Below are 25,995 nucleotides of genomic sequence, written 5' to 3' on the forward strand. Positions count from 1 at the left end.
GCGACGAGCCGGCGCTCAGACCTCGTCGGCGGTGAGCACCCGGACGTTGACCGGCTGTTTGACGAACTCGCCCTCACGGCGGGTGACGACGAGGTCGACACCGCGCTGGGCGGCAACGTCGAGGACGCGCTGGGAGAGTTCGCCGTCGAGGACGACCGACGCCGGGACCGTCTCGGCGCCCTCGACGAGGTCGAACGCCTCGTCGGCCTCGCCCTCGGCGATCGTGTCGTGGGCGGCGTCGAGGAGCCGCACGCGACCCGTTCCCTCGTCGACGACCGCCTCGACGTGGCTCGCGAGCGTGTCCGGCCGGGACTCGGCCGACGACTCCGCCCCGGGGGACGCCGTCTCGTCGGTCGTCCCGTCGGCCGCCCCGCTCGACGACGCCTCGGCGTCCGGCGCCTCGGTGTCCGCCGTCTCGGCGGACCGCTCCCCCGCGTCCGGCGTTTCGGGACCGTCGACCGGCTCGCTCGTTTCGGCTACGTCGTCGGAGGCGTCGTCGGCCGATCCGACCGCGGCGTCGGGACCGGACTTGTCGCTGGTCTCCGACCGGGCTCCCGCCTCGAGCGGCGGGACCGCCGCCTCGACGCCGGGGTCGTCCGGTTCGACGGGCGACTCGGGGTCGGCCGTCCCGGTGTCGCCGTCCGGCGGCGAGGGCTGGGCGGAGCCGTCGGTGGCGGCCAGCCCCGTCGTCTCGTCGGTGGTCCCGTCGACCATCTCGGCCGCGTCGTCGGTCGGGACCGCCTCGAAGGGCACCTTGTCGCGCAGCGCGTCCATGACCGCGCTGCGCGAGAGGTCCTCGACGGACTGGCCGGTCGGCGCGAGCGCGACGTAGTCGATGTCGCCGACCTGCGACAGCTCCTTCAGGATGAGGTCGCCCCCGCGGTCCCCGTCGAGGAACGCCGTCACGGTCCGCTCCTCGGTCAGTTCGGCGACGGCGTCGGGTACGTCGGTCCCCTCGACCGCGATGGCGTTCTTGATACCGTACTTGAGCAGCTGGAGCACGTCCGCGCGGCCCTCGACGACGATGACGGCGTCGCTGTCGGCGACCCGCGGGCCGGCGGGCATGCCGGCGAACTCGGTGGCGTCCTCGACGCGGACGCTCCGGCGGACCTCCTCGACGAGGTCCTCGCTGGACATCGTGGTCGCGTCGAACTCGGCGAGCAGCTCCTTGGCGCGCTCGACGACGCGGCGCCGTTTCGCGGAGCGCACGTCCTCGATGTCGCGTATCTCGACGTCGGCCGTCGACGGGCCGACGCGCTCGATGCTCTCCAGGGCGGCCGCGAGGATCGCCGTCTCGACGCGGTCGAGCCCGCTGGCGATCGTGATCTCGCCGAACGAACTCCCGCGCTCGGACTCGATCTCGACGTCGATGCGGCCGAGCTTGCCGGACTCCTGGAGGTCGCGGAGGTCGAGCTCGTCGCCGAGCAGGCCCTCGGTCTGCCCGAAGACCGCGCCGACCACGTCACTTCGCTCGACCACCCCGCCCGTCCTGATGTCCGCGTGGATCAGATACTTGGCTGAGTCGTACATCGGTGAACTGCCCCGGTCGGGGGCGTGGTGATGGTGGTGTGGATGATGGTGAACCGCCGTCCATGAACCCGCCCATGGAACAACCCGTAACTTGTCACTCGACGACTGTAATATCTGCCGATGCCCCCGAAATTTCCGCACCGCGGCGCGGCGGCTCGCCCGCCTCCGCGAAGTCGAAGAGAAATCTTCTTCGAACGTATCGTTCGTAGGCGATCGACGAAAGGTTAAGGGAGGAGTAGCCAAAGGGGCGTACATGAACGAGCGCACGCGGGTGGTCGGCTGGGCAGCGGTGGCGGTCGCGCTGGCGGCGCTGGCGGTCCCGTGGTTCATGTGGGGCGCCGACGGCGTCGTGGCGGGACTTCCGGTGTGGGTCGCCTACCACGTCGGCTGGCTCTGTCTGGTCGCGGTCGCCCTCTGGGTGTTCACGCGGCGGGCGTGGGGCCTCGGCGTCGAGGGGGTGGGTCGCGATGGCTGACACCGCCCTGCAGATCGGGATCATCGTGGCCTACATGCTCGTCGCGCTGGGGGTCGGCGTCGTCGCCTACCGCCTGACCGAGCGGACCGCCGAGGACTACTACCTCGCGAGCCGGACCCTCGGGACGGTCGTCCTCCTGTTCACGACGTTCGCGACGCTGCTCTCGGCCTTCACGTTCTTCGCCGGCCCGAACATCAGCTACGGCGCCGGCCCGGAGTGGATCCTCGTGATGGGCCTGATGGACGGCGTCATCTTCGCGATCCTGTGGTACGTCCTCGGGTACAAGCAGTGGCTCGTCGGGAAGGCCAACGGCTACGTCACCCTCGGCGAGATGCTGGGCGACCGCTTCGGGTCGCTCCGGCTCCGGCTGCTGGTCGCCGGCGTCAGCATCTTCTGGCTGTTCCCGTACGTGATGCTCCAGCAGCAGGGCGCCGGCACGGCCGTTGAGGCGCTGACCGGCGGCGCCGTCCCCTACTGGGCCGGCGCGGGCGCGATCACCCTCTTCATGATCGGCTACGTCGCCCTCTCGGGGATGCGCGGCGTCGCATGGACGGACACGCTTCAGGGCGGGTTCATGCTCCTGATGGTCTGGGCCGCGTTCGTCTGGGTCGCGAGCGCGGTCGGCGGCGTCGGCTCGGCGACCGCGACGCTGGGCGACGTGGAGGGGAACTTCCTCGCGCTCGGCGGCGGGACGTACACGCCCGAGTACATCCTCTCGACGGCCATCTCCATCGCCTTCGGCGTCACGATGTTCCCGCAGGTCAACCAGCGATTCTTCGTCGCCGAGTCGAAGGCCGTCATCAAGCGCACGCTCCCGCTGTGGCCCGTCCTCGTGGTGCTCCTGTTCGTCCCGGCGTTCATGCTGGGGTCGTGGGCCCGGGGCCTTGGCATCCAGGCCGGCGCCAACGAGAACGTCCTCCCGCTGCTGCTCGCGGAGTACACGCCCGCGTGGTTCGCGGCGCTCGTCATCGCGGGCGCGATGGCCGCGATGATGTCCTCCAGCGACTCGATGCTGCTATCGGGCTCCTCGTATTTCACCCGCGACATCTACCGCCCGCTCGTCGCCGAGGCCTCCGAGGCGCGCGAGGCGTTCCTGGGTCGGGTTGGCGTCGCCGTCTTCGCCACCCTCGCGTTCGTCGCGAGCCTGTTCCAGCCGGCGTCGCTGCTGCAGATCGGCGACACCGCGTTCGGTGGGTTCGCGCAACTGGCGCTGCCCGTGGGAGTGGCGCTGTACTGGGGACGGACGACCCGCTGGGGGATGTACGCCGGGATCGGAGGGAGCCAACTCGTCTACGTCGCCGGGGTCCTACTGCCGGCCGTCCCCGTCCACCTCCCGGTCGTCGGGACGGTTCGACTCGTCCCCGGCTCGTTGCTCGGCTGGAGCATCTCCGTCTGGTGTATGCTCCTCGGGCTCGTCCTGACGGTCGGCGTCTCCCTGGTGACGAGCGCGAGTCCCGACGCGGACGCGACCGTGTACGCCACCGGCGCGGACTGATCGACCGGGGGGGTAGCCCACCGGTCCGCCGAGTCTACGGACTTTATACGCCGCGGGAGCCACCTACCGGGTATGCAGACACACATCGTCCCGGTCGGGTTCGACTACGACCGGCTGATCGCGCCGCTGGTGCGCGACAGGCTCGACGTGGACCGCGTCGTCCTGCTGGAGGGCGCGGTCGGCAGCGAGGCCAACGTCGAGTACTCCCGCAATCTCGCCGCCAAGCTTGAGCAGGACTACCGCAACCTCCTGGGCGCCGAGACCGAGCGGTTCGTCGTCGAGGATGTCTACGACTACGACGAGGCCTTCGAGCAGGCCTTCGAACTCATCAACGCCGAACTCGACCGCGAGGACGACGCCGGCGTCTGGGTCAACATCTCCGCGATGCCCCGCACGGTCTCCTTTGCCTTCGCGACAGCCGCCCACTCCATCATGGTCGAGCGCGAGGAGGACCGCGGGCGCATCCACACCTACTACACCGTCCCCGAGAAGTACCTCGAAACCGAACTCGCCGAGGAACTCCGGCGGGGCATCGACCTGCTCTCGGACCTGGAGGGCGCGGTCGACGACCCAGACCTGGCCGACCGCGTCGACGAGCGCCTCGACGCGGCCGAGGAACTGCTCTCGGAGTTCGACGAGCGCGGCACCACCATCGGCGCCAAGGAGTTCGACGGCAAGCACATCCTCGAACTTCCAGTCGCGTCGTTCTCGAACGTCAAGCCCTTCGAGGAGCTGATCCTCTTCACGCTCGGCGAGCACGGCGAGTTCGAGTCCGTCTCCGAGCTGGCCCAGGAACTCGCCCGCGAACTCGGCGAGGAGTACACCGACAGTTTTCGATCCAAGGTCATCTACAACGTCGACCGGCTGGGCCCGGGCGGGAAAGGCTACATCGAACAGGAGGAACACGGCAAGTCCTACCGGACGCGGCTGTCGCGGATCGGCGAGCTGTGGGTCCGGGCGCACTCCGACGACTGAAGTGGACGTTTCCGAGCGAGATCCGCCGTCGCGACAAGGGTAAAGACCGCCGGGGACCGAGAGGAGTCCATGACGAGGATCGGACTCATCGGCGCCGGCGGGATCTCGGAGTTGCACCTGCCGGCCTACGAGGACCACCCCGAACAGGCGACGCTCGCGGGCGTCTGCGACGTGGACGCCGGGAAGGCCGAAGCGGTGGCCGACGACTTCGGCGTCGACTCCTGGACCGACCACGAGACCTTCCTGTCGGAGGCCGACATCGACGCGGTCGACATCGCGCTGCCCCACCACGTCCACTACCCGGTGGCGAAGGCCGCGCTGGAGGCCGGAAAGCACGTCCTGATCGAGAAGCCGCTGGTGCCTTCACTGAGCGACTGCGTCGAACTCGTCGAACTGGCCGACGAGCGCGACCTGACCCTGATGGTCGGGCAGATGCAGCGGTATCACCCGCCGTATCGCGCGCTGAAGGAGCGTGTCGACGCGGGCGAGTTGGGCGAGATCCGCCACGCCCGCTGTGACGCGCTGGTCAACCAGGCCGACCTGTTCCCGGAGGGTCACTGGCTCTACGACGGGGAGAAGGCCGGCGGCGGGGGCGTCATCGGCTACAGCGTCCACAAGCTCGACCTGCTGCGGTACTACCTCGGCGACGTGAAACGGGCCGCGGCGTGGACCCGAACAGTCGACGACGCGTTCGACGGCGCCGAGGACTACGCGACGGGGATGCTGGAGTTCGAATCGGGCGCCATCGCCGACTTCTCGGTCGCGCTCTCGGCGCCCGCGATGCCCTACACGGAGTCGTTCTGGCTGCTGGGCGACGACGGGACGGTCCACACGCTCCCGGACGGTCAGCAACAGGAGGGCTACGTCGGCTCGCCGACGCCGCGGATCAACACCCGGGACGACCCCGATTCGCGGAAGGACTTCGACGAGGTCGAGGGCGGCGGGACAGGCCTCCCCACCTCGGACGCGTTCGTCAACGAGATCCTCCACTTCGTCGACTGCGTCGAGCCGGGCGCGGAGCCGCTCACGAGCGGCCGGGACAACCTCGGGACGATGGCCGCGATCCGGGCGATCTACCGGAGCGCGGCGCGGGACGGCGAGCGCGTGGCGACCGACGAGGTGCTGGCCGACGCACGGGAGGCCGCGCGATGACGCTGGAGACTGCTGTCGCGGACGGTGCGGTATCGGTGTCCGTCGACGGGACGCTGATCGCCCGGTACGACGCGGAGCCGGCGGGGAGCAAACCGGGGTTCGACACCCTGGCGCTGCCGCCCGGCGCGGATACGAAGCCCGGCGAGAACCTCGTGGTGTCGTCGCCACACGACCACCCCTGGCACTTCGGCCTGTTCTTCTGCCAGAAGCTCGTCGACGGGGTCAACTGCTGGGAGTCCGAACCCAGCGCCGCCGCCGGGAACCCTCACGGCTACGCCGAAGCGGGCGACTACGAGGTACGTGAAGCGAGCGACGGTGGTGTCGAGTTCGGACAGGAGGCCACCTGGCGGACCGACGCCGGGGAGGAGTTGCTCGACGACGAGCGGACAATCCGGATCGGCGAGCCCGGCGACGAAGGGTACCTGCTGACGTGGGAGCAGGAACTGACCGCGCTGGAGCAACGGCGACATCTCTCCAGCGAGACGCTGCACGGCCACTACAGCGGCCTGAGCCTGCGGTTCGCGCGGAGCCTCCGCGAGGGTCGCGTCCTCTTGCCGGACGGGCAGGACCCGGGCGAAACGTCGCCGCCGCGGGCCGCGAGTGGCCCCGCCGCTCGGTGGTGCGATTACTCGGGACCGCTGGACGGGCGGCCCGGCGCGGCCGCAGTCGGCGACCCCTGGTCGGCCGGAATCGCGATGTTCGACCACCCCGACAACGGGGACGAGCCGGTCAACTGGTTCGTCATGGACGAGCCGTTCGGCTTCCTGGCGGCGAACCCGACCTGGGGGACCGTGGAGACACTGGAAGAGGGGGAGTCGCGGTCGTGGACCTGGGGGCTGTGGGTCCACTCCGGGATGCCCGACGAGGAGCGGGTCGAGCGGGCCTACGAGTCGTTCGTCGACTCCGTGTAGAAGGGGCAGTTCGTGGGAATCCGCTGGCTTTCGGCGGAGTCGCCGAACCCGGGGCGCTGATACTCACCGGGCGACGATGACCGGGACGGGCGACCCGCGGACCACTTTCTGGGTGACGTTCCCGACGACCAGCCGGTCGGACAGCGAACCGCTGTGGCTCCCGACGACGACGGCGTCGACGTCCTCGGCCCTGTCCAGGATCGCCCGGGCGGGATGCCCCAGTTCGATCTCGGTGGCGATTTCGGCGTCGTACTCGGCGGCGAGCTCCCGGGAGATGTCGAACACGTCCTCCGCGCGCTCCTCGGCGGCTTCTTCGACGTCCTCCTCGAGAGCGAGGGACGTGGCCTCCAGGCCCCACGGGGACGGTTTGCCCACGACGTGCAGGACGGTGATCTCCGCGTCGGGGTGGTTCTCGAGGGCGTATTCGAGCGCTCGCCGGGCCATCTCCGAGTCGTCCATCGGAACGAGTATTCGCGAGAGCATGGACTGACTACGCGGAGGGCGCGGATAAAATGGTAGCTCCCACGCCCCGGGAGACGCGACACGGCACCGCCCGTGAGCGTCCGAGACGACAGCGCCCGCCGCGGAAGCTGTTCGAGTGAGTACTTACGGCGTGATGACGGCGCGGCCGTCGATTTCGCCGTGTTCGAGCTTCTCGGCGACGGTGTTGATCTCGCCGAGGTCGTAGCGGCTGGTGTGCAGGTCGACTTCGTCACGCTCGACCAGTGCGACGAGTTCCTGCAGTTCGGTGTACTGACCGACGATGTTGCCCTGGTAGGCGAACTCGCCGTTGACGAGCGCCTGCGAGGGCTCGTGGATGTGGCCGCCGTAGCCGACGATCTGGTGGTCGCCGCCGGCGGTGACGATGTCGGGCGCGAGCGCGGTCGTCTCGTCGGCGCCGACGAAGTCGAGCACCTGCTCGGCGCCCGAGCCGTCGGTGAAGTCGTCGACCACTGCGGGCACGTCCTCGCGCTCGGGGTCGACGGTCAGGTGGGCGCCCAGGTCCTCGGCGAGGTCGCGGGCCGACTCCTTGAGGTCGACGGCGACGATGTCGGCGGCCGACATCGCGTCGAGACACTGGAGGCCGATGTGGCCGAGGCCGCCGACGCCGACCACGACCGCGGTATCGCCGGGGTTCAGGTCGGCGACGGCCCGCTTGGCCGCGTGGTAGGCGGTGATCCCGGCGTCGGCGTGGGGCGCGATGTCGGCGGGGTCGACGCCGTCGGGTAGCGGGACGACCGATCGCTCGCCGGTCTGGAGGTACTCGGCGAAGCCGCCGTCGACGGTGAGGCCGTTGAACGACTGGTTCTCGCAGTACATCGTCTCGCCCTCGCGGCAGGGCCGGCAGACCCCGCAGGTCTGGACCGGGTGGCAGATCACCTGGTCGCCGGGTTCGACCGTCCGCACGTCCTCCCCCACTTCGACGACCGTCCCGGCGTTCTCGTGACCGAGTGTCAGCGGGAGGTCCTGGTCGACGTAGTCGGTCCACATCCCCTCGATGATGTGGTTGTCCGTCTGGCACCAGCCGGCGCCCTCGACCTCGACGACCACGTCGTCGCCTGCCGACACCTCGGGCCGGTCGACCTCCTCGACGGTCAGCCCGTTCGCCATGTCCTCGGTGTACTCGTGGAGCCTGGCAGCGCGCATGGGCGACGGTACGGACGAGAGCCGGTTAAATCCGGGCCCAAAACTATAATGTTTTGTCATTATAAATACCGCTATGCCCACGCTCCACTGCGGCGACCGGTCGTTCGACTGCGACCGAGGCGAACTGCTCCGACACGAGTTCATCGAAGAGCGGACCGACCCGGCGTTCGGGCCCGGGCGCGAAGCGAGCGGGGGATACGGGGTGTCAGCGCTCGCGTTCGGGCCTCCGGAGAGCAATCGGTCGCGGCGCGACGGCAGCGAGTCGGTCGCGCCGTCGGACGACGGGGGGTGGGACAACCGGGGCGGCGACGACGGCGGGGAGCGCGACGAGCGGGGGAACGACGGTCCCCAGCGATGGACCCCCAGCCCGTCGGGGGACGACTGAGCCGGCGGGAACCACGGGCGGAGCGGCCGTGGCGATGACGTAAGAGTTATTTTCGAGCCTCGTCCACTCTCTACCGATGACAGGGCCGTTCGACGGAGCCGCCGCTCGCGTCGCGAACGAGCCCTGGCTGTCCGTAGCCGCCGTACGTGTAGGGGCTCCCTAGCCCCACACCACCCCCATTCTGACCCCGCGTTCGCACCGTTCGACGACCGGCCGACAGACAGACCGATGTACGACACCACGATACCGACCGACAGCACGCACCGCCCGACAGCCGCCGCGCTCGGACCCCGAGCACGAGGGACGCCCGGGAGTGAGCAGCGATGAGCGCCGACAGCGACGCCGGGGACGCCGACGCCTCGGAGTCCCGCGAGACCGGGGGGTCGCTCCCCGGCGAGTACGACCCCGAGGCGGTCGAGCCCGAGTGGCAGGACCGCTGGGTCGAGGCGGGTACCTACGAGTACGACGCCGAGCCGGGGGTCGACTCGAACCTCGTCTACTCCATCGACACGCCGCCGCCGACGGTCTCAGGGAGCCTGCACATGGGCCACCTCTACGCGCACACACTGCAGGACTTCGCCGCGCGGTACCACCGGATGGCCCGCGAACATACCTTCTTCCCGTTCGGCTACGACGACAACGGCATCGCCTCCGAGCGGCTCACCGAGAAGGAGCTGGGCATCCGCCACCAGGACTACACCCGCCGGGAGTTCCAGGAGAAATGCCGCGAGGTCTGCCAGGAGTACGAGGCGGAGTTCACCGAGCAGATGCAGTCGCTGGCGATGTCCATCGACTGGACGAAGACCTACAAGACCATCGAGCCGCGCGTCCAGCGCATCTCCCAGCTCTCCTTTATCGACCTCTACGAGCAGGGCCGCGAGTACCGCCAGCGCGCGCCGACCATCTGGTGTCCGGACTGCGAGACGGCCATCTCCCAGGTCGAACAGGAGGACGCCGACAAGCACACGAAGTTCAACGACATCCACTTCGATCTGGTCGAGACCGGGGAGGGGCCCGCCGACGAGGACGCCACGTTCACCATCTCGACGACGCGCCCCGAACTCCTGCCGGCCTGTGTCTCCGTGTTTGTCCACCCCGACGACGAGGACAACGCCCACCTCGTCGGCGGCACGGCGCGGGTCCCCATCTTCGGCCAGGAGGTCCCAATCATCGAGGACGACCGCGTCGACCTGGAGACCGGCAGCGGGATCGTCATGTGCTGTACGTTCGGGGACCAGACCGACATCGAGTGGTACCAGGCCCACGACCTCCCGCTGCGCATCGCCATCGACGAGTCGGGCACGATGACCGACCTCGCAGGCGACTACGAGGGGATGTCCACCGAGGAGGCCCGCGAGGCCATCATCGAGGACCTCGATGACGCCGGCGCGCTCGTCGAGAGCCGCGACCACGACCACACCGTCCAGGTCCACGAGCGCTGCGAGACGGAGGTCGAGTACCTCGTCACCGAGCAGTGGTACGTCGAGATGCTCGACCGGACCGACGAGTACCTGGCGGCCGGCGAGCAGATGGAGTGGTACCCCGAGAAGATGTTCACCCGGTACCAGCACTGGATCGAGGGCCTGGAGTGGGACTGGTGTATCTCCCGCCAGCGCGACTCCGGCATCCCGATCCCCGTCTGGTACTGCGACGACTGTGGCGAGACGGTCGTGGCCGAGAAGGCCGACCTCCCGGTCGACCCCCTCGCGGACGAGCCGCCGGTCGACGCCTGCCCCGAGTGCGGCGGGAGCGACTTCCGCCCCGAGGAGGACGTCTTCGACACCTGGGCCACCTCGTCGCTCACCCCGCTGATCAACGCGGGCTGGGACTGGGACGCCGAGAGCGAGGAGTTCACGATGGAGCGGCCGGAGCTGTACCAGTTCGACCTGCGGCCGCAGGGCCACGACATCATCTCCTTCTGGCTGTTCCACACCGTCGTCAAGTGCTACGAGCACACCGGCGAGGTCCCCTTCGAGAGCGTCATGATCAACGGGCACGTCCTCGACGAGAACCGCGAGAAGATGTCCTCCTCGAAGGGCAACGTCGTCCTGCCCGAGGAGGTGATGGATCAGTACCCCGTCGACGCTATCCGCTTCTGGTCGGCCAGCGCCTCCGTCGGCGACGACTTCCCGTACAAGGAAGGCGACCTCGAAGCCGGCGAGCGCCTGCTCCAGAAGCTCTGGAACGCCTCGCGGCTCATCGACCAGTTGACCCCGGAGCCCGACGCGGTCGAGGAACCGGCCGACGAGGACCTGGCGGCCGTCGACCGCTGGATGCTCGCCGAGCTGGACGACGCCGTCGCCTCGCTCACCGATCAGTTCGAGGACCACGAGTACTCGAAGGCCCGCAACGAACTGCGGTCCTTTTTCTGGAACAGCTTCTGCGACGACTACCTTGAGATCGCGAAACAGCGGCTGGACGACGCAGACGGTGGGGCCGACGCCCGCTCGACCGAGTACGCACTGCTGACGGCCCACCGCACGTTCCTGAAGCTGTTCGCCCCCTTCCTCCCGCACGTCACGGAGGAGATCTGGCACCGCCTCTACGCGGACGGTGATGCGGGGGCCGAGAGCGCTGAGGGCCTCGACTCCATCCACACGACGGACTGGCCGAAGACGCGTGGCTACGAGGCAGACCTGGCGGCCGGCGAGACGGCGATGGAGGTCATCGCCGCGCTGCGCCGCTACAAGACCGACAACGGGCTGGCGCTCAACGCCGACCTCGACCGCGTCCAGGTCTACGGCACCATTGCGGGCTTCGAGGACGCCGTCGCCGAGGCGATGCACGTCGCCGAGCTTGAGACGCTCGACGAGGCGCCCGAGGTCACCACCGAGGTTACCGGCGTCGACCTCGACTACTCGCTGGTCGGCCCCGAGTACGGCAGCGAGGTCGGCGACATCGACGCCGCCATCGAGGCCGGCGACTTCGAGGAGGTCGACGGCCGGTTGCACGTCGCCGGCGTCGAGTTAGATTCGGAGATGTACGAGATCGAGGAGGAACGGACGTATTCGGGCGACGGCGAGATGATCGAGACCGAGTCGGCGGTCCTGATCGTCGGCTGACCGGGGCCAGCTCCGTTTCCGTCCTTTCAGACAGTCTCAACCGGCAGATCCGTCTCCCGGAGCCGGTATCGAGGCGGGTCGAACTCGGTCGCGACCGCCCGCACGTCGACCCCCGACTCGACCACCCGCCCGAGCAACTCGGCGAACTCGGGGTCGACATCGCGGAACGGTGCCCACCGGACCACGTCCGGTCGCTGGACGACGAAGACCAGATGCGCCTCGGTCCCGTCCTCGACCAGCGATTCGAGACTGCGGAGGTGCCGACGCCCCCGCTCCGTGGGTCGGTCGGGGAACTTCGCGACGCCGTCCTCGACGTGCGTCGTCGACTTGACCTCGACGTAGGCGACGCGCTCGCCGTCCGTGGATTCGAGTCGGAAGTCGCCCCGGCCGTGGTCCGGCAGTTCGGGCTCGCGGACGACGGTCTCGGCCCAGTCGAACGCGGGGAGGTGGCCGTCGTGCAGCGCCGCGGCGAACAGGTCGTTGGCCAGCGCCGCGCGGAGGCTGACCCAGGTGTCGCCGACGCGGGCCGCGACGGCGTCGTAGTCGGTGGCCCGCTCGGGGTCGTCGACGGGCTCGCAGCGGATCTCGTGGCCGGGGACGAGGATGTCCCGAAGCTTCCCCGGGTCGCCGAGGTAGGCGTCGCCGACGCCGGTGACCTCGCCCTCGTCGCCGAAGTCGACGCGGACCACGAAGCGGTTGGCCCGCTCGACGAACTCCCCGGCCACTGGATCGCCGTCGCGCGTCAGGAGCGTGGCGGTCATCGCGGGCCGATAGCCGGGCGAGTGTCGTAGGCGTTCCGTTCGGTCGGCCGAGACGGACCGTTCGACCGGGACCGACCCCGACTCACTCCGGGACGACCGGCTCGCCGCCCTCGACGAACGGGACGCCGGCCATCGCGGGCCAGTACTCGAAGAGGTTGGCAGCGGCGTCCCGACGAACGTCCTCGATGTCCTCGCGGGCGAACCGCTCGATGCCGGCCATCCGGACGCGCTCGCCGGTGTTGATCCCGGCCGCGTGGGTCAACAATCCGTGCCAGAGGACGACGGTGCCAGCCGACCCCGCGATCTCGTAGGGGTCCCACTGGTCGTGCAGCCGGCGGTCGTAGTCCCACTCGCCGGGCTCGTCGCCCGTCGCGGGGAGCTGTGCGTTGTTCGGCGTCCCGCCGACCGACTCCAGCGCGTGGTCGGCGAAGTACGCGGCGGCCGCGCGGTGGGAACCCGGCCAGACGGTGAACCCGCCGCCGCGGGGTCCCACGTCGTCGAAGTAGACCGCCGCGCCGAGCTGGAAGGTCGTCACCTCGGGGTTCTCGTCGAACGCCGCGTAGCCGTCGAGGTGGCCCTCGACGGTCCTGGCAGGGGGGACCGGGTCCGCGGCGTCGCCGTCCGGGAACGCGAGTGCCACCTGCATCCCCGAGCTCGGGGGTGCGAGGACGCCCTCGCCGACGAGCGCCTCGGCGGCCGGGTAGAGCCGCTCGGCGACCGCCGTCAGCGGCGCCCCGTCGACACCCTCCAGGGCCACCTCGTACCCACGACCGAGCACCGCGTCGGGGTCGTCCGGGTCGGCGTCCATCGCGTCGACGACCGCCGCGCGAGCGTCGGCCACGACTTCGTCGGACAGCAGGTCGTCGCGCACGAGGAACCCGTCGCGCGCGAACGCCCTGCGCTCCGAATCGGTGAACGATACCATACCTCAGAGATGGGCGACCCGGAGGTATAGCTTCGGACCGCGGAAGCTCCTTCCCGGAGTTCCCGACAGAGATCGAGCCTCGGACGTCCAGTCGCCGGATCCCGCGGGCGGCCGGCGACCCGAACCGACCCGATCGATCGTCCGAATCGTAATTTTTGGCCGGTTCGAAACCCACAGGCGCCTACACTCGAAGGGCGAACCAACTGATGTCACTCGCGACCGCGGCCGGAGTCTGCCTGTCGCTCGCCGCCGTATCGACGCTCGTGACCGTCGCGCGCCACGGGCGACCGGGACCGAAGCGGACGCACTTCTTCGAGGACGACGACGGGGAGCGGGCGAACCCGTTCGCCGACCTCTCGGCCGGCACCGAGGCGGCCGCCGCGGCCTGTCGTGACTGCGGCGCGCCGCTTGCGTCCGAGACGTACCGGTACTGCGGCGGGTGCGAGACGGGCTCGCGTCCGCTCGCGGACGACTGAGAGGACAGGAAGGGGATGGAGCGCGGAAGGTGCGTGGAAGGAGAGGCCCCCGCCGCGGGACCCTCAGGCCCCGCCGCGCTTGACCTTCTCGACGCGGGTCGCCAGCGCGAGGAACGTCGCGACCAGCGTGAGGACGACCGCCCAGGCCGCGGCCAGGTCGTGTGCGAGGACCGCGTGGTCCGGGACGCCGGGCGCGACGAACGGCTCGGCGCGCAGCCACGTGTGGTGGGGCCCCTCCAGCACCGGCCAGAAGTAGTCGACCACGTCGTTGAACCCGTACCACGCGAGCGCGACGGCGACCGATCCCACCGTGAACCGGGCGTAGCGATGGATCAGGAACGCCTCGACGGCCATCGCGAGGTGGCTGAGGACGAGAAACCAGTAGAGCCAGGCGGCGATGCCGCCGGGCCCGTTGAGGACCAGCTGGACGAACGGCGTCCACAGGCCGAGCTTGATACAGCCGAAGAAGGCCAGCGCGTGCAGCGGCCCGGCGTCGACGTCGAGCTTCCACGCGGCGAGCGAGAGGCCGATGAACATGGTCGCGACCGGCGAGTCGGGGACGAGCGGGTACGCGAGCAGCGGGGCGGCGCCGAGCTGTCCCTCGACGAGCGGCGGCGCGAACTCGAGCGGTCGGCCGGCGTAGTACCAGAAGCCGAAGAGCGTGCCGACGAGGTTGACGAGGGCGATGGGCCACGCCAGCCGGAGCCCCAGGTCCTCCAGCCAGTCGGGCAGCGGCGCGACGTAAACGGGGAGCCCCTCGGACTCGGGGAGAGAGGCGTCGAAGTACCGGGCGACGGCCCGCTCGATCCGGCGTCCGGCGCGGGAGACGGCCGACATGCCCGACCCTGTGGACGCCGTGCGCAAAACGGTAGCGGTCGGGCGAACGCACACCCAGGCACGCCCGCTTCGACCTTGCGCGGTCGGGTTACCACCCCGAGGGCGACCGCTCGGCGGCGGCGGCCGCTCGGTCTCGCTCCTGATAGCTGGCCCAGTACGCTTATTCTAGCTGATCGCCTCCGGACGGTATGACCGACGACGACGGACCGATCACGATCCTCCACGTCGACGACGACCCGGACCTGGGCGAGCTCGTCGCGCTGTACCTGGAGCGAAACGACGACATCGCCTGTTCGGTCTCGACCGAGACGTCGCCGGTCGAGGCACTGGCCCGCATCAGGTCCGACGAGTCGTTCGACGTCGTCATCAGCGACTACAACATGCCGGAGATGAACGGCATCGAGTTCCTCGAGTCGCTCCGAGAGACGCACCCGGAACTCCCGGTCCTGCTGTTCTCGGGCGAGGAGACCAACGACATCGCCGCGGAGATCATCCGGGCCGGGGTCACCGACTACCTCAGGAAGGGGTTCGGGAGCGACCAGTACACGAAACTCGTCCGGCGAGTCGCGCGGGCGGTCGACTCCGACGGTCAGTTCGACCCGGAGGCGGAGACGGAGCTCGACGGCGTCGGCGTCGTCGGGACGGACGACCGCTTCGACACCGCCGACGACACGTACGCGTCGTACTACCAGTACAGCGCGGACGAGATCGTCGGGAAACACTGGACCGAACTCCACCCCGAACCGGAGGTCGACCACATCAGAGAGCACGTGTTGCCGGTGGTCGAGGACGGCGGGAAGTGGACCGGCCGGAGCGAGGGCCTCCGGTCGGACGGGAGCACCTTCGCCGAGTCCAAGATGGTCACCTCGCTCGACGACGGGCGACTGTTGATCGCCGTCTCCGAACTCGCCGAGCCCGGGGAGTCGACGACGGGCGAGTCGACAACTGAGGAGTCGACAACTGAGGAGTGACTCCGGCGGGCGACCGCCGACGCGACAGGAAAGATACTCGTTAAGTGATTCCGACGCCAAGTCGCGGTCATGACCGACGAAACGGACTTGGAGGAACTCCGCCGCGGGACCGACCTGGTCAAGCGCGGGTTCGCGAAGATGCAGAAGGGCGGCGTCATCATGGACGTCGTGAACCGCGAGCAGGCCCGCATCGCCGAGGACGTGGGCGCAGTCGCGGTGATGAACCTCGAAGCCGTCCCCGCCGACATCCGCAAGCGCGGCGGCGTCGCCCGCATGGCCGACCCCGCGTCGCTCGAGGAGATCATCGACGAGGTCTCCATCCCGGTGATGGGCAAGGCCCGCATCGGCCACACCAAGGAGGCCCAGATCCTCGAGGCGACCGGCGCCGACATGATCGACGAGAGCGAGGTCCTCACCCCGGCCGACGACCGCTACCACATCGACAAGCGCGACTTCACCTCGCCGTTCGTCTGCGGCGCGCGCAACCTCGGCGAGGCGCTCCGCCGTATCGACGAGGGCGCGGCGATGATCCGCACGAAGGGCGAGGCCGGCACCGGCGACGTGAACCAGGCCGTCCACCACCAGCGCAACATCAAATCGGCCATCCGCGAGCTGAAGGGGGCGAGTCACGAGGAGCGCGAAAAGTGGGCCCGCGAGAACGAGGCGCCCGCCGACCTGGTCCACGAGACCGCCGAGATGGGCCGACTCCCGGTCGTCAACTTCGCCGCCGGCGGCATCGCGACGCCGGCCGACGCCGCCCTGATGATGCACCACGGCTGCGACGGCATCTTCGTCGGCTCGGGCATCTTCGGCGCCGAGGACCCCGAGGCCATGGGCCGTGCCATCGTCGAGTCCGTCAACAACTGGGACGACCCCGAGAAACTCGCCGAGATCGCCTCCAACACCGGGGCGGGCATGAAGGGCGACGCCAACGTCGACCTGCCCGAGGAAGAGAAGATGCAGGACCGCGGCGTCTGAGCGGGGCCGTCGGCTCAGTTCTCGCTCCGTCTTCGAACCGGGGATCGCGGCGTCACCCGATCAGCCGTCGGACCCGTCCGCCGGGGCGGCGGACACGACACTCGACCGGCGGCGGAGGTGACCGAACGCGAGACCGACCGCGCCCGTGACGAGTATCGGCGTCCCGAGCGTCGCGACGAGCGCGATCAGCGTCCCGAAGAGTCCGTATCCGACGATGGTAACGAGATAGCCGGCGATCAGCAGGGGCGTGATCGGCGAGACGTTCGTCACCGGACCGGCGTACATCGGGATCGTCATCCCGAGCAGCGCCAGCGCCGGCGCGACTACCAGCGTCAGCCAGCCGACGAACGTCCCCGAGAACGCGTCGGTTCGCACCCTCGACACGGGGTCGACGGCAGCCTCCAGTCGGCGGACCGCGATGCCCGAGAGGAACGCCGCGACGGTCGCCGAGGCGACGAGCATCCCGGCCGAGACGAGAAACAGCCCGTACGGACTCACGAACGTGACGTACGCGGCCGTGTACGCCGTCGCGGTCAGCCCGTAGACGACACCGACCACGATCGGCCTGTCCCACCACGGCCCCGACCCCGACCGGCGGTTCATACGGCCCGGACGACGCCCACCCGTTTGTCGGTTCGCTGTCCGGACCGGTACTGCACGCCGTCGCCGACGTGAGCGGCGGCGTGATGAGAGACGGTGGGCGACACGGCGGTCGATGCTCCTGGATCGAGTCCCGACGGTGGCGGATCCCGCACCGTGCTCGGGGGGAAACAAACGCAACGCCCAATACCGTTCACTCACGATGGGCGGTGTATGCTACAGGCGACGCCGGTCGACGCCGCCCGGTCGTTCCTCACCGGCTTCGAGTCGCTCGGCGCCCGGCTCGGCGTCACCGTGCTAGTGCTCGTCGTCGTCGCGGGCTTCGGCTGGCTGGTGGCCCCGCGGCTCGTCGAGGGGGCACAGGACTCCGCGATCCAGTGGGCCGTCAGCGGCGCGGTGCTGCGCGCCGCCCAGCTGTGTTTGCTCGTCGGCAGCGGCCTCTCGCTCGTCTATCTCTGGGGGTACGGCCCCGCCCTCTCGTCGCTGGCCGACGAGGCGACCAACGACCAGGAGCTGCGCGTCCTCGGGCGGGCGATCGGCTCCGTGGCGGTGTTCTTCGCCGCGTACGCGGTCGCCCGGTACCTCTCGAACGCCGTCGCCAACCTCGGCAAACACGCGGAGTGGCTGACCGACCACCAGGAGGAGATCCTCCTGCGGACCGCCCAGCTGTTCCTGTTCGGCTTCGCCGGGATCGTCATCCTCGGGATCTGGGACACCAACCTCGGCGGCCTCCTCGTCGGCGCCGGCTTCCTCGGCATCGTCGTCGGGTTCGCCGCCCGCCAGACCCTCGGCTCGCTCATCGCCGGGTTCGTCCTCATGTTCTCCCGACCGTTCACGATCGGCGACTGGGTGGAGATCGGCGACCAGGAGGGTATCGTCACCGACATCACCATCTTCCACACCAGGCTGGAGAACTTCGACGGCGAGTTCGTCATCATCCCCAACGACCGCGTCTCCGACCGCCCGGTGACCAACCGCAGTCAGAAGGGCCTGCTGCGCATCCGCGTCGACGTGAGCATCGACTACGAGGCCGACCCCGAGCACGCCCGAACTGTCGCCGTCGAGGCCATCTCCGAGTGCAACGAGGTCGTCGACGCCCCGCCGCCGCAGGTGTTCCCCAAGGCGTTCGGTGACTCGGCGGTCGTCCTCGAGACCCGGTTCTGGATCGACCACCCCACGCCGCCGCGCAAGTGGAAGGCCGTCTCCGCCGTCGTCACCGCCGTGAAGTCGGCGTTCGAGGACGAGGGGATCAAGATCCCCTTCCCTCAGCGGGAACTGACCGGCCGCGCCGAGACGGGCGGCTTCCACGTCCGCGGTGAGGCCGGCCCCGCCGCCGACTCGGAGGACGCGCAGGCGGAAGCGCGCAGCAACGACTGACCGGCCGATAGACGGGAGAATCCGCGTGGCGACGTTCGATGTTCCCTGCCGCTACTCGACGCCGAAGTACCCCTCGACGACGAGCGCGAAGCCGACGATCCACACGCCGGCGAGTCCGGTGACCGCTGCGACGTGGAACGCCCAGGCGAGGCCGGTCGTGCCGACCAGCGGCGTCGCCATCGCCTCGCCGACCCAGGCGACCGGACCGACCGTCCCCGGACGGGTCAGCGCCACCAGGAACGCCGTCACGACCGCCGGTCCCGCCGCGCCGAGGAGCGCGAGCCCCAGCCGACGGCTCGCCCGCGCGACGCTGCGCGGCCGCGTGCCGTGCGTCACGAACGCGTCGGCGTCCGACCCGGAGTGTGCCATGATAGATGATGTCACACGCCACCCGTACTTAAGCGTACCGTCACACGGGTGCAAGTGACACGCGGTCGGGAACCGAACCGCCGGGTCGGAGCGCCCCGGAACGGACTGGGACAGCTCGGGTCGGATCGGACCGAGTCGGACCGGGTGGATCGGAACGAGCCGGGTCGGATCGGAACCCGGCCGGAAGAGAGAACAGTCAGTCGGCGGTACGTTCGAACTCGGCGTCGGTCTCCGCCTCGACCGCCTCGCGTTCGGCGCTCGGGAGCGCGTCCTTGAACCGCCGGAGGACGCGGCGAGCGTCGTTGACTTCGGCACCGCCGAGCGCGCGGACGAGCGCGAGCGCCCGCCGGGCGCGAGTCTTCCGCCAGGACTCCTCGCGGTGTTCGTAGGTCCGGATCGCCCGCAGGAAGTCGACCTTCCGGAACTCCGGCCAGTAGGGCGTACAGAAGTAGACCGCCGCCTCGTTGCCGTTCGCGTGCCACGGCAGGAAGTTCGACGTGCGCTCGTCGCCGCCGGTCCGGACGATGAGGTCCACGTCCCGCGTCGGTCCCTCGTAGAGCCGCCGTTCGACCGTCTCGACGTCGATATCGTCGGGCCCGAGGGCGCCGTCCTCGACCTCGCGGGTCACGTCCCGCGCGGCCGAGAGCAGTTCGGCACGGCCGCCGTAGGCCAGCGCGATGTTCAGCTGGAGGTTGTCGTACCCCGCAGTGCGGCGCTCGGCGTAGTCGACCGCGTCGCGCACCCGCTCCGGCAGTTTCCCCGTCTCGCCGATCGCCCGGATGCGGACCCCCGAGTCGTGGACGCGGTCCGCGTCCGCGAACTCCCGGAGCTTCTCGCAGAGGAGGTCGAACAGCGCCTCGGTCTCCTCCTCGGGGCGCTCGAAGTTCTCCGTCGAGAAGGCGTACAGCGTCAGCTCGTCGACGCCGACCTCCCGGCACCACTCCAGAACCTGCTCGGTCGTCTGCGCGCCGGCGCGGTGGCCGTCGGAGGCGTCGTCGCCCCGCTGGCGCGCGTAGCGCCGGTTGCCGTCCTGGATGACCGCGACGTGGCTCGGCGTCCCCGACAGCTCCAGTTCCAGCAGCCGCTCGTACGCGCCGCGCGCCCACTGCCGCACTCTGTCCATCTGGTTACGTTCTTTCAGCCCCGCGATATGAGTTTTGTGTTTGCCGGGCCACGGGCCGCTTCCCTCCGAAGCCGTTTTGACACCCTGCGGTGTATCCCGCAGTTGACAGACGATCCCCTCGCCGCCATGCTCGATCTCACTCCCGGCTCCGACGACTCGATGCCCCGCGCTGCCCGCGACGGCGCCGGCACGCTCGACGCGTCCAGCCCGCGTATCGTCAGCATCAGCGACATCCACGGCTACCTCGACGCCGCCCGCTCCGCGCTGGCGGCCGTCGGCGACCACCCCGACTTCGACCCGCTCGTCGAGACCGACGGCGACGGCCGGCTCCACTGGGTCGGCGGCGACGAGTCCGTCCTCGTGTTCAACGGCGACCTGGTCGACCGCGGCCCCGACAACGCCGCCGTCGTCGACCTCGTCGAACGCCTCGCCCGCGAGGCCCCGCCCGGCCACGTCCGCGTCACCCTCGGCAACCACGAGTGGGGCGTCCTCTTCCAGGACCTGGTGGGCTGGGACAGCTGGTTCTCCGGCCGGCGGACGGACGACGACCGCCGCCGGCTCTGCGAGGCCATCGCCGACGGCCACGTCGTCGCCGCCTACGACGGCCACGCGTTCACCTACGCCCACGCCGGCCGCGTCAGCGACTACGACGCCGCCCGGCTCAACGACCGCCTCGTCGAGGCCGCGACGGAACTCCGCGATGCCATCGGCACCGACGACGACGAAGCGACCCAGAAACGGCTCGTCGACGAGTACCGCGAAGTGCTCGGCATCGGCCGCGGCGGCGGCCGCGCCTTCGGCGCCGGCATCGCCTGGCTCGACTTCCAGTTCCTCAGCGAGTCCGCGCCGCCGCAGATCGTGGGCCACACCCGCCAGCAGCAGGCCGTCCAGAAGGGCAACGTCGTCTGCGAGAACGTGATCCGCGCGAATCTGGAGACCCCCGGCGGCGAGGGCGTGCTGGTCGAGACCGACGAGGAGGTGGTCGCGCTGGAACGGCGGGGCAACGGGAGCGTGCGGAAGCGCGAGCTGGAGATTCCGGACGGGGAGTGACTGCGGGTTTGGATTTCTGTAGGGTATTGCGGTGTCGTCCGAGCGAGAGAAGGGTTGTAGCGGGTAGTGTCCCACTCGAGTCGTCGTATCTGTGTATGGGCTACCGCTCTAGAGGACGTTCTCGAACGGTTTTGAGGCTGTCGTCGATGGAGATGTCACTACGCGGTCGACGGTCGATAAAACGGAAGAAATGACGCGAATTAGGCGTCGGGACCTTCCTGCTCGTTCAGCGTCGAGGAGGTGTCCCCCTCCTGAGCCTGGTAGACGACGCTGATCTCGTAGTCCGAGCTCACGTAGACATTTGCGCGGTCACCCGAGACGACTGCACTGTCGTCGCCGCTGGCAGTACCGTTCCAAGCGCCGCTGTCGACGTGGTGGATCTGCGAGCCCCCCTGATCGATGATCCAATCTTCGAGTGGTTCGCTCGGTCCACTGCCAACCGAGTCCATGAACGGAGCCCCCGGTGCGTAGTTTGCCCCACTCGAATTGAATCCACTCCCGCGGATGTAGATTTCTTCATTCGAGATCGAATCACCACCGTCGTGGGAGACGCTCAGGACACCCCAATTGCTCTGACCACTAGCAGTGTTCTCGTCAATCTGCTCGTACTCGAAGCCGATAGTCGAGGTCGGTGCGCCCTGCTGTGCCTGATTACCCAGCCCGAGGACGAACGACGCGATGACGGCCGCGAGGATGACCGTGATCGCCACCATCAGGATGACGCCGATGACCGGCGACACCGCGTCGTCGTCGTTGAGTAGCTGCTTCAGCTGCATGTGTGCAACTCGCAACTATCCGGATACCATATTAAAGACACCCTGTCGTTTCTGCTAATTGTGTATTCAGTCCCGAGTTTCGGGCTATTACACAGCAAGACAATCGCATCAAGATACCGTTGAACCGCCGCGAAAAAGTTTATACCTGGAAAAACAGATTTCGGCCCAGGGAGAATAGTGCAGTAGTCAATAATTCAACCAGATAGATTAATACGTTGACCTTCCGTCAGTGCCGCTCGCCAACCGTCGGCAAGCGCGGGCACTTCGGCGCCGCTCCAGTTCACATCAATCAGTTATCTGTTCGTGGAGTCGTGCGAGATCAGGTGCGAGACGAGTGGCGGTGATGTCGTCTACTGTGGGACTTGGCTGGGGCCACGACCGGACGGTACTGCCGCCGTCGCTGGCCGTATCTGGACTCGACAGTACGGGTTCGGACTGTGCGGAAATCCCGAAGAGGGAAAGTTGGAGTGGGACCGCCGAGCCGAGCGCGCCGGATTTTGCGCGGTATGGACCGCTGAGTCAGTTTCTTTCTCCATAGTTACTATTCCAATTTATCGAGGTGTCGGCGGCGCGATTCCATCCGGCGGAGGTGGTTGGGCCGGTCGTAGTGGGTCCGGATCACCTCGGCCGACGCGTTCACCCGCGCGCTTACCACCTCCGGCGGGATACCCTGGTCTCGCTGGTGCGTGATACTCCCCGACCGGATCGGATGGGGTGACCGAGCTGACGGACACTGCGACTCTTAGCCGTGTTCGAGCGCCTTGCACTCGTCCGGATCCCGGCCGTGCGGACAGTCTCCGAACCGGCAAGGCTGGGTCAAGATGTACATCCGAGTCCTAAGCGCGCCCTTCGTGACGCGGCTCCCCGTCTTCGGCGCCGGGAACAGCGGCTCCCTGCCGTGCTCGTCGGTGATGTCCTCCCGTCGAATGTCGATGTACTCCTGCAGTACCTCGCCCACCTCGTCGGGGAGGCTCACCGGGCGCTCACCGGCTTCCTGATTCTTCAGCGGCGTGTCTTCCTCCGGGCGGTGCCGAAAGAACACGAACGGCGCCTGGATATCCTCGTCGTCGTCGATGTCGAGCGGGACGAGATCGTCTTCAGTCAGGAAGCAGTCGCCCACGTCGAGCCCACGGAGTGCGCCGACGCGGGCCCCTGTGTACCACGCGAGCGCGAACATCGCGTGGTCCCGGCTGGCGTAGCGGTACCGGGACAGGTTCTCCAAGATCTCCTCCGCCCGGTCCGGCTGCAGCGTCGTGTCGTCGGACCGCTCGTCCTTGGAGACCTTCGGGACGTTCGCTTTCTGTGGTACCCCCTGGGGAACGCCCTCAATGCTGACGCAGAACTCCAAGAACAGCCGCGTCGTGTTCAGTTGGTTCTTGATCGTGTTGATCGTCAGGCCGTCGCTCCGGCGGTCGCTGTCGTACCGGAAAAAGTCGCGGCCAGTCAGGTTGTTGAGGTTCTGGATGTCGCCGCGGTCCTCGTCCTCGCACCACTCCACGAACTGTTTCACGCGGTAGTAGTACGACTGCACCGTCGCCTCGGACTTCTCCGTCCGCTGGCGGTCAAGCCACATCTCGAACGCCTCGCGGGGTTCGAGCGGCTCCAGATCGTCGCTCACGACGCGCTCACCTCCGCGCCGCAGTGGTAGCACTCGTCCGGCTCGTCGTCGTGAACGATGACGAACGCCTCGTCGCCGGTGACCGGGCACTCGCCGATCTTGATTGTCGGCCATTCGAGTTCCTTCAGCGCGCCGATGGGGAACTGCGGGCGTTCGCTCACGCCGGACCCTCCTTTCGGACGACATCCAGACAGTCCGGACACGCGACCACCGGGACGCCGTGCGGGTTCGCGTCGTCGTCCGCGGAGACACGGACGAGTTCGGAGTCGCAGTCCGGGCACTTTTCGAGGGTGACGCCCTGGCTCATGCGTCCGTCACCTCCGCGGCTTCGGTCCACGTGCGCCGGCGAGAGAGCGCCTGTTTGCCGTCGGCGGTGATCCGGTACTCGTTCGTCCGCTTGTCCCGCTCACCCTTCTCGACGTAGCCCCCTTCGACGAGCTGGTCGAGGTTCGGGTAGAGCTGGCCGTGGTTCACGTCCTCGTCGTAGTACTCCTGCAGCTTCGACTTGATAGCGAGTCCCTTCAGTCCGCCGTGGTGGTTCAGCACCCAGAGGATGTCCCGCTGGAACGCGCTCAGGCTCGCCAGCCGTGGGCGCTCCTGGACGACACCCCCGTCGGCCAGCACGATGGGCTGGTTGGCGCACCGGGTACAGACAGCCGCCGAGATCCGGGCGTCGAGTCCATCGGCCCCCGCGCCGCACAACGTACACTCGGCAACGTCAGAACTTTCGGTTGGCGATGCGTCTACTCTCGTGCGGGGATTGTTCCCCGTAGAGGTTTCGTGCATGGCGATCACACGAAGCCCCTTTTCGGGCGGTGTTCCAGCACCGCCCGCCTTCACTGACCGAGGAGAGTCTTCGCCAACCGAGTCAGGGCCTCGCATCAGCACAATTTCACCACTTATGCATAAATCCATCGCTAACCCATATTAGGTACACACTTGCAAACAATCTCAATAACCAGCAAACTTGGTTAATTAGCCTAGTTATGCACTAAATGAGACAATCCGGATCGTGGATGACTATCTGGGACGACCGAATCTTGGAGATCATCCAATCAGACGATGACGGCATCGGAAAGGTATCGAATCTCAAAAATCACGAGAATATCCAAGTAGGACAATCACAGGTGTCTCGTCGATGTTCTAAGCTTGCTGAAAACGGCCTACTCCGCAGAATCGGTAATGGAGTGTACGTAATTACCGATGAGGGGAAAGCCTATCTCGAAGGCAAGTACGATGCTGAAAACCACCGCTTTATCAACGGCGGCGGCTCGTCGGAAGACGATGGGGAAGCTGGCGCTACGGATGGTCCCGGAATCAACAGCTAACTCGAATCCCTCCAATCATGTCGCGCAAACCAGCAGACTGGATGGTCCCGCTTGATGAACGGATTTTAGAGATACTCCGTGCAGAGGGGTGGTCATCACCACCCTATATTGCTCGAAAGGTGTCACTATTTGCTTCAATCGGTCGCGTTGAAGAGAGGTGCCGATATTTAACCCGAGCAAAGATGATTGAACCGCTGACTCAAGAACGAGAGAACTACGATATTACAGGAATCGGACTTCGGTATCTCGAAGGACGTTTAGATGCCAGCAACCAACCTTTGCCAAGACCCTAAATGTCACCAGGAATCTAACCGGCTTTGGAGCATTTCATCTTTTTTCCAGCGTAGTATACTAATGATGATGAACCCAGTTGGATTGTTTTTTTGATTCCCTACGAAAAAGAATTTTTTATAATCGTCATCACGAAGTCGCAGCGCATCTATGACACCTTCTGGATTATCTGGATTCTTGTCCCAATAACGGAAAATTCCCCACTCGATGCAGTGCTGGTTATGGTTTCCCTTTGCATGACAGTCACTACAGGTATATTCTATGTAGAGCTTCTGAGGATAGCTTCCTTTAGATTTCAATTCGTGACCCTGCATATCTGTCTGAATGGGATCAGGGTCTTCCACGGGTTTGAGCGAGACATTATGGATTTCTTCCGGCTCTACTAACCCCATGCTCTTTTTTTCATCATTCAATTTATTCGGACACGTTTTCGGCATGTCTTTAGTTAATTGAATCTGGTCCTCACGAGATAGTCTATCCACCTCTTCAACTTTCTCATAGAGATCGTCCCAATCTTCCTTGGATCCTTGAATCTTCCAGCTCTCATCCCTCCAATCGTGACTTTTGTCCTGTTCAGCAGGAACCTTAATTACGTTCCACCGCTTGGCCTGGTTGGTGTATAGATGAGTCGGATAGATTCTGACAAATCCCTTAGAATCAGACCACCCACCGAGACAAACAGTGTGTCTGCCGTCACTGATTAATTCCGGCCCAGCCCTTCCCAAAACAACTAAGTCATCGATAGTTTCCTCTTTGGGTTCATCGGCTGCGTTGAATCGCCAGATGGCGTCGGAGTAGTCCGCTAAATCAAAGGAGTTGAAGCGGGAGACTCCGGTTGTCCATGACCCAAATCTCCCGCTTCATTGGGGAAGTTGTCCCGGTT

At 67.4% G+C, this 25,995-nt stretch carries 29 protein-coding genes; 14 read left to right on the top strand and 15 right to left on the bottom strand.

What is annotated here, in order from left to right; translation table 11 throughout:
• Positions 1–15: 15 nt before the first annotated feature.
• Positions 16–1,530 (bottom strand): DNA primase DnaG, encoded by a 1,515-nt coding sequence (gene dnaG, locus ACMGFG_RS04610; protein ID WP_436929177.1) that lies wholly within the window; start codon positions 1,528–1,530, stop codon positions 16–18.
• A 253-nt stretch (positions 1,531–1,783) separates the two neighbouring features.
• On the opposite strand from dnaG, the gene ACMGFG_RS04615 reads away from it, so the two are divergent.
• The 5 genes from ACMGFG_RS04615 (at position 1,784) to ACMGFG_RS04635 (ending at position 6,538) form a co-directional block, all read left to right on the top strand.
• Positions 1,784–2,005 carry a DUF3311 domain-containing protein gene (locus tag ACMGFG_RS04615; protein WP_436929178.1) on the top strand — a complete coding sequence of 74 codons (222 nt, stop codon included), beginning with the start codon at positions 1,784–1,786 and terminating at the stop codon, positions 2,003–2,005.
• Positions 1,998–3,500 carry a sodium:solute symporter family protein gene (locus ACMGFG_RS04620; protein WP_436929179.1) on the top strand — a complete coding sequence of 501 codons (1,503 nt, stop codon included), beginning with the start codon at positions 1,998–2,000 and terminating at the stop codon, positions 3,498–3,500. The genes ACMGFG_RS04615 and ACMGFG_RS04620 overlap by 8 nt, the downstream gene beginning before the upstream one ends.
• A 72-nt stretch (positions 3,501–3,572) precedes the next feature.
• Positions 3,573–4,475, top strand: a complete 903-nt coding sequence (locus ACMGFG_RS04625) for an HFX_2341 family transcriptional regulator (RefSeq protein WP_436929180.1) — start codon at positions 3,573–3,575, stop codon at positions 4,473–4,475.
• Positions 4,476–4,544: 69 nt separating this feature from the next.
• Positions 4,545–5,627, top strand: coding sequence for a Gfo/Idh/MocA family protein (locus ACMGFG_RS04630; protein WP_436929181.1), 1,083 nt, complete (start codon positions 4,545–4,547; stop codon positions 5,625–5,627).
• Positions 5,624–6,538 carry a DUF6807 family protein gene (locus ACMGFG_RS04635; RefSeq protein WP_436929182.1) on the top strand — a complete coding sequence of 305 codons (915 nt, stop codon included), beginning with the start codon at positions 5,624–5,626 and terminating at the stop codon, positions 6,536–6,538. The genes ACMGFG_RS04630 and ACMGFG_RS04635 overlap by 4 nt, the downstream gene beginning before the upstream one ends.
• Positions 6,539–6,601: 63 nt before the next feature.
• Here the strand turns inward: ACMGFG_RS04635 and ACMGFG_RS04640 are convergent, their stop codons facing one another.
• Complete coding sequence (locus ACMGFG_RS04640) at positions 6,602–7,021, bottom strand: universal stress protein (protein WP_436929183.1); 420 nt, start codon at positions 7,019–7,021, stop codon at positions 6,602–6,604.
• Positions 7,022–7,144: 123 nt separating this feature from the next.
• A complete protein-coding gene (locus ACMGFG_RS04645; protein WP_436929184.1) occupies positions 7,145–8,185 on the bottom strand; it encodes an NAD(P)-dependent alcohol dehydrogenase in 1,041 nt (346 codons plus the stop codon).
• A 73-nt stretch (positions 8,186–8,258) separates the two neighbouring features.
• Here ACMGFG_RS04645 and ACMGFG_RS04650 point away from each other — a divergent pair, with 73 nt between their 5' ends.
• Positions 8,259–8,570 carry a hypothetical protein gene (locus tag ACMGFG_RS04650; protein WP_436929185.1) on the top strand — a complete coding sequence of 104 codons (312 nt, stop codon included), beginning with the start codon at positions 8,259–8,261 and terminating at the stop codon, positions 8,568–8,570.
• A gap of 323 nt (positions 8,571–8,893) precedes the next feature.
• Positions 8,894–11,632 (top strand): valine--tRNA ligase, encoded by a 2,739-nt coding sequence (locus tag ACMGFG_RS04655; protein ID WP_436929186.1) that lies wholly within the window; start codon positions 8,894–8,896, stop codon positions 11,630–11,632.
• A 26-nt stretch (positions 11,633–11,658) separates the two neighbouring features.
• Here the strand turns inward: ACMGFG_RS04655 and sfsA are convergent, their stop codons facing one another.
• A complete protein-coding gene (sfsA, locus tag ACMGFG_RS04660; protein WP_436929187.1) occupies positions 11,659–12,393 on the bottom strand; it encodes a DNA/RNA nuclease SfsA in 735 nt (244 codons plus the stop codon).
• An 82-nt stretch (positions 12,394–12,475) separates the two neighbouring features.
• Positions 12,476–13,318 carry a phytanoyl-CoA dioxygenase family protein gene (locus ACMGFG_RS04665; protein ID WP_436929188.1) on the bottom strand — a complete coding sequence of 281 codons (843 nt, stop codon included), beginning with the start codon at positions 13,316–13,318 and terminating at the stop codon, positions 12,476–12,478.
• A gap of 206 nt (positions 13,319–13,524) precedes the next feature.
• Between ACMGFG_RS04665 and ACMGFG_RS04670 the strand changes: the two genes are divergently transcribed.
• Complete coding sequence (locus ACMGFG_RS04670; protein ID WP_436929189.1) at positions 13,525–13,794, top strand: hypothetical protein; 270 nt, start codon at positions 13,525–13,527, stop codon at positions 13,792–13,794.
• 63 nt (positions 13,795–13,857) lie between these two features.
• Here the strand turns inward: ACMGFG_RS04670 and ACMGFG_RS04675 are convergent, their stop codons facing one another.
• A complete protein-coding gene (locus ACMGFG_RS04675) occupies positions 13,858–14,631 on the bottom strand; it encodes a DUF1405 domain-containing protein (RefSeq protein ID WP_436929190.1) in 774 nt (257 codons plus the stop codon).
• A 188-nt stretch (positions 14,632–14,819) separates the two neighbouring features.
• Here ACMGFG_RS04675 and ACMGFG_RS04680 point away from each other — a divergent pair, with 188 nt between their 5' ends.
• Positions 14,820–15,602, top strand: a complete 783-nt coding sequence (locus tag ACMGFG_RS04680; protein WP_436929191.1) for a response regulator — start codon at positions 14,820–14,822, stop codon at positions 15,600–15,602.
• A gap of 69 nt (positions 15,603–15,671) precedes the next feature.
• Entirely contained in the window at positions 15,672–16,580 is a 909-nt protein-coding gene (pdxS, locus tag ACMGFG_RS04685) for a pyridoxal 5'-phosphate synthase lyase subunit PdxS (RefSeq protein WP_436929192.1), read from the top strand.
• Positions 16,581–16,640: 60 nt separating this feature from the next.
• Here the strand turns inward: pdxS and ACMGFG_RS04690 are convergent, their stop codons facing one another.
• Positions 16,641–17,183, bottom strand: coding sequence for a hypothetical protein (locus ACMGFG_RS04690; protein WP_436929193.1), 543 nt, complete (start codon positions 17,181–17,183; stop codon positions 16,641–16,643).
• A gap of 210 nt (positions 17,184–17,393) precedes the next feature.
• On the opposite strand from ACMGFG_RS04690, the gene ACMGFG_RS04695 reads away from it, so the two are divergent.
• Entirely contained in the window at positions 17,394–18,557 is a 1,164-nt protein-coding gene (locus tag ACMGFG_RS04695; protein ID WP_436929194.1) for a mechanosensitive ion channel family protein, read from the top strand.
• Positions 18,558–18,608: 51 nt separating this feature from the next.
• Here the strand turns inward: ACMGFG_RS04695 and ACMGFG_RS04700 are convergent, their stop codons facing one another.
• Positions 18,609–18,926: a hypothetical protein gene (locus tag ACMGFG_RS04700; RefSeq protein ID WP_436929195.1), complete on the bottom strand. Its 318-nt coding sequence runs from the start codon at positions 18,924–18,926 to the stop codon at positions 18,609–18,611.
• Positions 18,927–19,122: 196 nt separating this feature from the next.
• The gene (gene uppS / locus ACMGFG_RS04705; RefSeq protein ID WP_436929196.1) at positions 19,123–20,049 is read right to left on the bottom strand and encodes a polyprenyl diphosphate synthase; all 927 of its coding nucleotides are present in this window, start codon (positions 20,047–20,049) and stop codon (positions 19,123–19,125) included.
• Positions 20,050–20,151: 102 nt separating this feature from the next.
• On the opposite strand from uppS, the gene ACMGFG_RS04710 reads away from it, so the two are divergent.
• Positions 20,152–21,099 carry a metallophosphoesterase gene (locus ACMGFG_RS04710; protein ID WP_436929197.1) on the top strand — a complete coding sequence of 316 codons (948 nt, stop codon included), beginning with the start codon at positions 20,152–20,154 and terminating at the stop codon, positions 21,097–21,099.
• Between the two features lie 200 nt (positions 21,100–21,299).
• Here ACMGFG_RS04710 and ACMGFG_RS04715 read toward each other — a convergent pair whose 3' ends face one another.
• From ACMGFG_RS04715 to ACMGFG_RS04735, 5 genes are all read right to left on the bottom strand, one after another.
• Positions 21,300–21,875, bottom strand: a complete 576-nt coding sequence (locus ACMGFG_RS04715) for a type IV pilin domain-containing protein (RefSeq protein WP_436929198.1) — start codon at positions 21,873–21,875, stop codon at positions 21,300–21,302.
• Between the two features lie 742 nt (positions 21,876–22,617).
• A complete protein-coding gene (locus ACMGFG_RS04720) occupies positions 22,618–23,493 on the bottom strand; it encodes a tyrosine-type recombinase/integrase (protein WP_436929199.1) in 876 nt (291 codons plus the stop codon).
• Positions 23,490–23,654, bottom strand: coding sequence for a hypothetical protein (locus tag ACMGFG_RS04725; RefSeq protein WP_436929200.1), 165 nt, complete (start codon positions 23,652–23,654; stop codon positions 23,490–23,492). The genes ACMGFG_RS04720 and ACMGFG_RS04725 overlap by 4 nt, the downstream gene beginning before the upstream one ends.
• Complete coding sequence (locus ACMGFG_RS04730; RefSeq protein WP_436929201.1) at positions 23,651–23,800, bottom strand: hypothetical protein; 150 nt, start codon at positions 23,798–23,800, stop codon at positions 23,651–23,653. Before ACMGFG_RS04730 ends, ACMGFG_RS04725 begins: the two co-directional genes overlap by 4 nt.
• Complete coding sequence (locus tag ACMGFG_RS04735; protein ID WP_436929202.1) at positions 23,797–24,195, bottom strand: PadR family transcriptional regulator; 399 nt, start codon at positions 24,193–24,195, stop codon at positions 23,797–23,799. Before ACMGFG_RS04735 ends, ACMGFG_RS04730 begins: the two co-directional genes overlap by 4 nt.
• Positions 24,196–24,488: 293 nt before the next feature.
• Here ACMGFG_RS04735 and ACMGFG_RS04740 point away from each other — a divergent pair, with 293 nt between their 5' ends.
• Both ACMGFG_RS04740 and ACMGFG_RS24255 read left to right on the top strand, forming a co-directional pair.
• The gene (locus ACMGFG_RS04740) at positions 24,489–24,821 is read left to right on the top strand and encodes a winged helix-turn-helix domain-containing protein (protein ID WP_436929203.1); all 333 of its coding nucleotides are present in this window, start codon (positions 24,489–24,491) and stop codon (positions 24,819–24,821) included.
• A 41-nt stretch (positions 24,822–24,862) separates the two neighbouring features.
• Positions 24,863–25,114, top strand: coding sequence for a winged helix-turn-helix domain-containing protein (locus tag ACMGFG_RS24255; RefSeq protein WP_495849346.1), 252 nt, complete (start codon positions 24,863–24,865; stop codon positions 25,112–25,114).
• Between the two features lie 3 nt (positions 25,115–25,117).
• Here the strand turns inward: ACMGFG_RS24255 and ACMGFG_RS04745 are convergent, their stop codons facing one another.
• Complete coding sequence (locus ACMGFG_RS04745) at positions 25,118–25,837, bottom strand: DUF8758 domain-containing protein (protein ID WP_436929204.1); 720 nt, start codon at positions 25,835–25,837, stop codon at positions 25,118–25,120.
• Positions 25,838–25,995: the final 158 nt, after the last annotated feature.

The sequence above is a fragment of the Halosimplex halobium genome (assembly GCF_051414055.1).
Classification (GTDB): domain Archaea; phylum Halobacteriota; class Halobacteria; order Halobacteriales; family Haloarculaceae; genus Halosimplex; species Halosimplex halobium.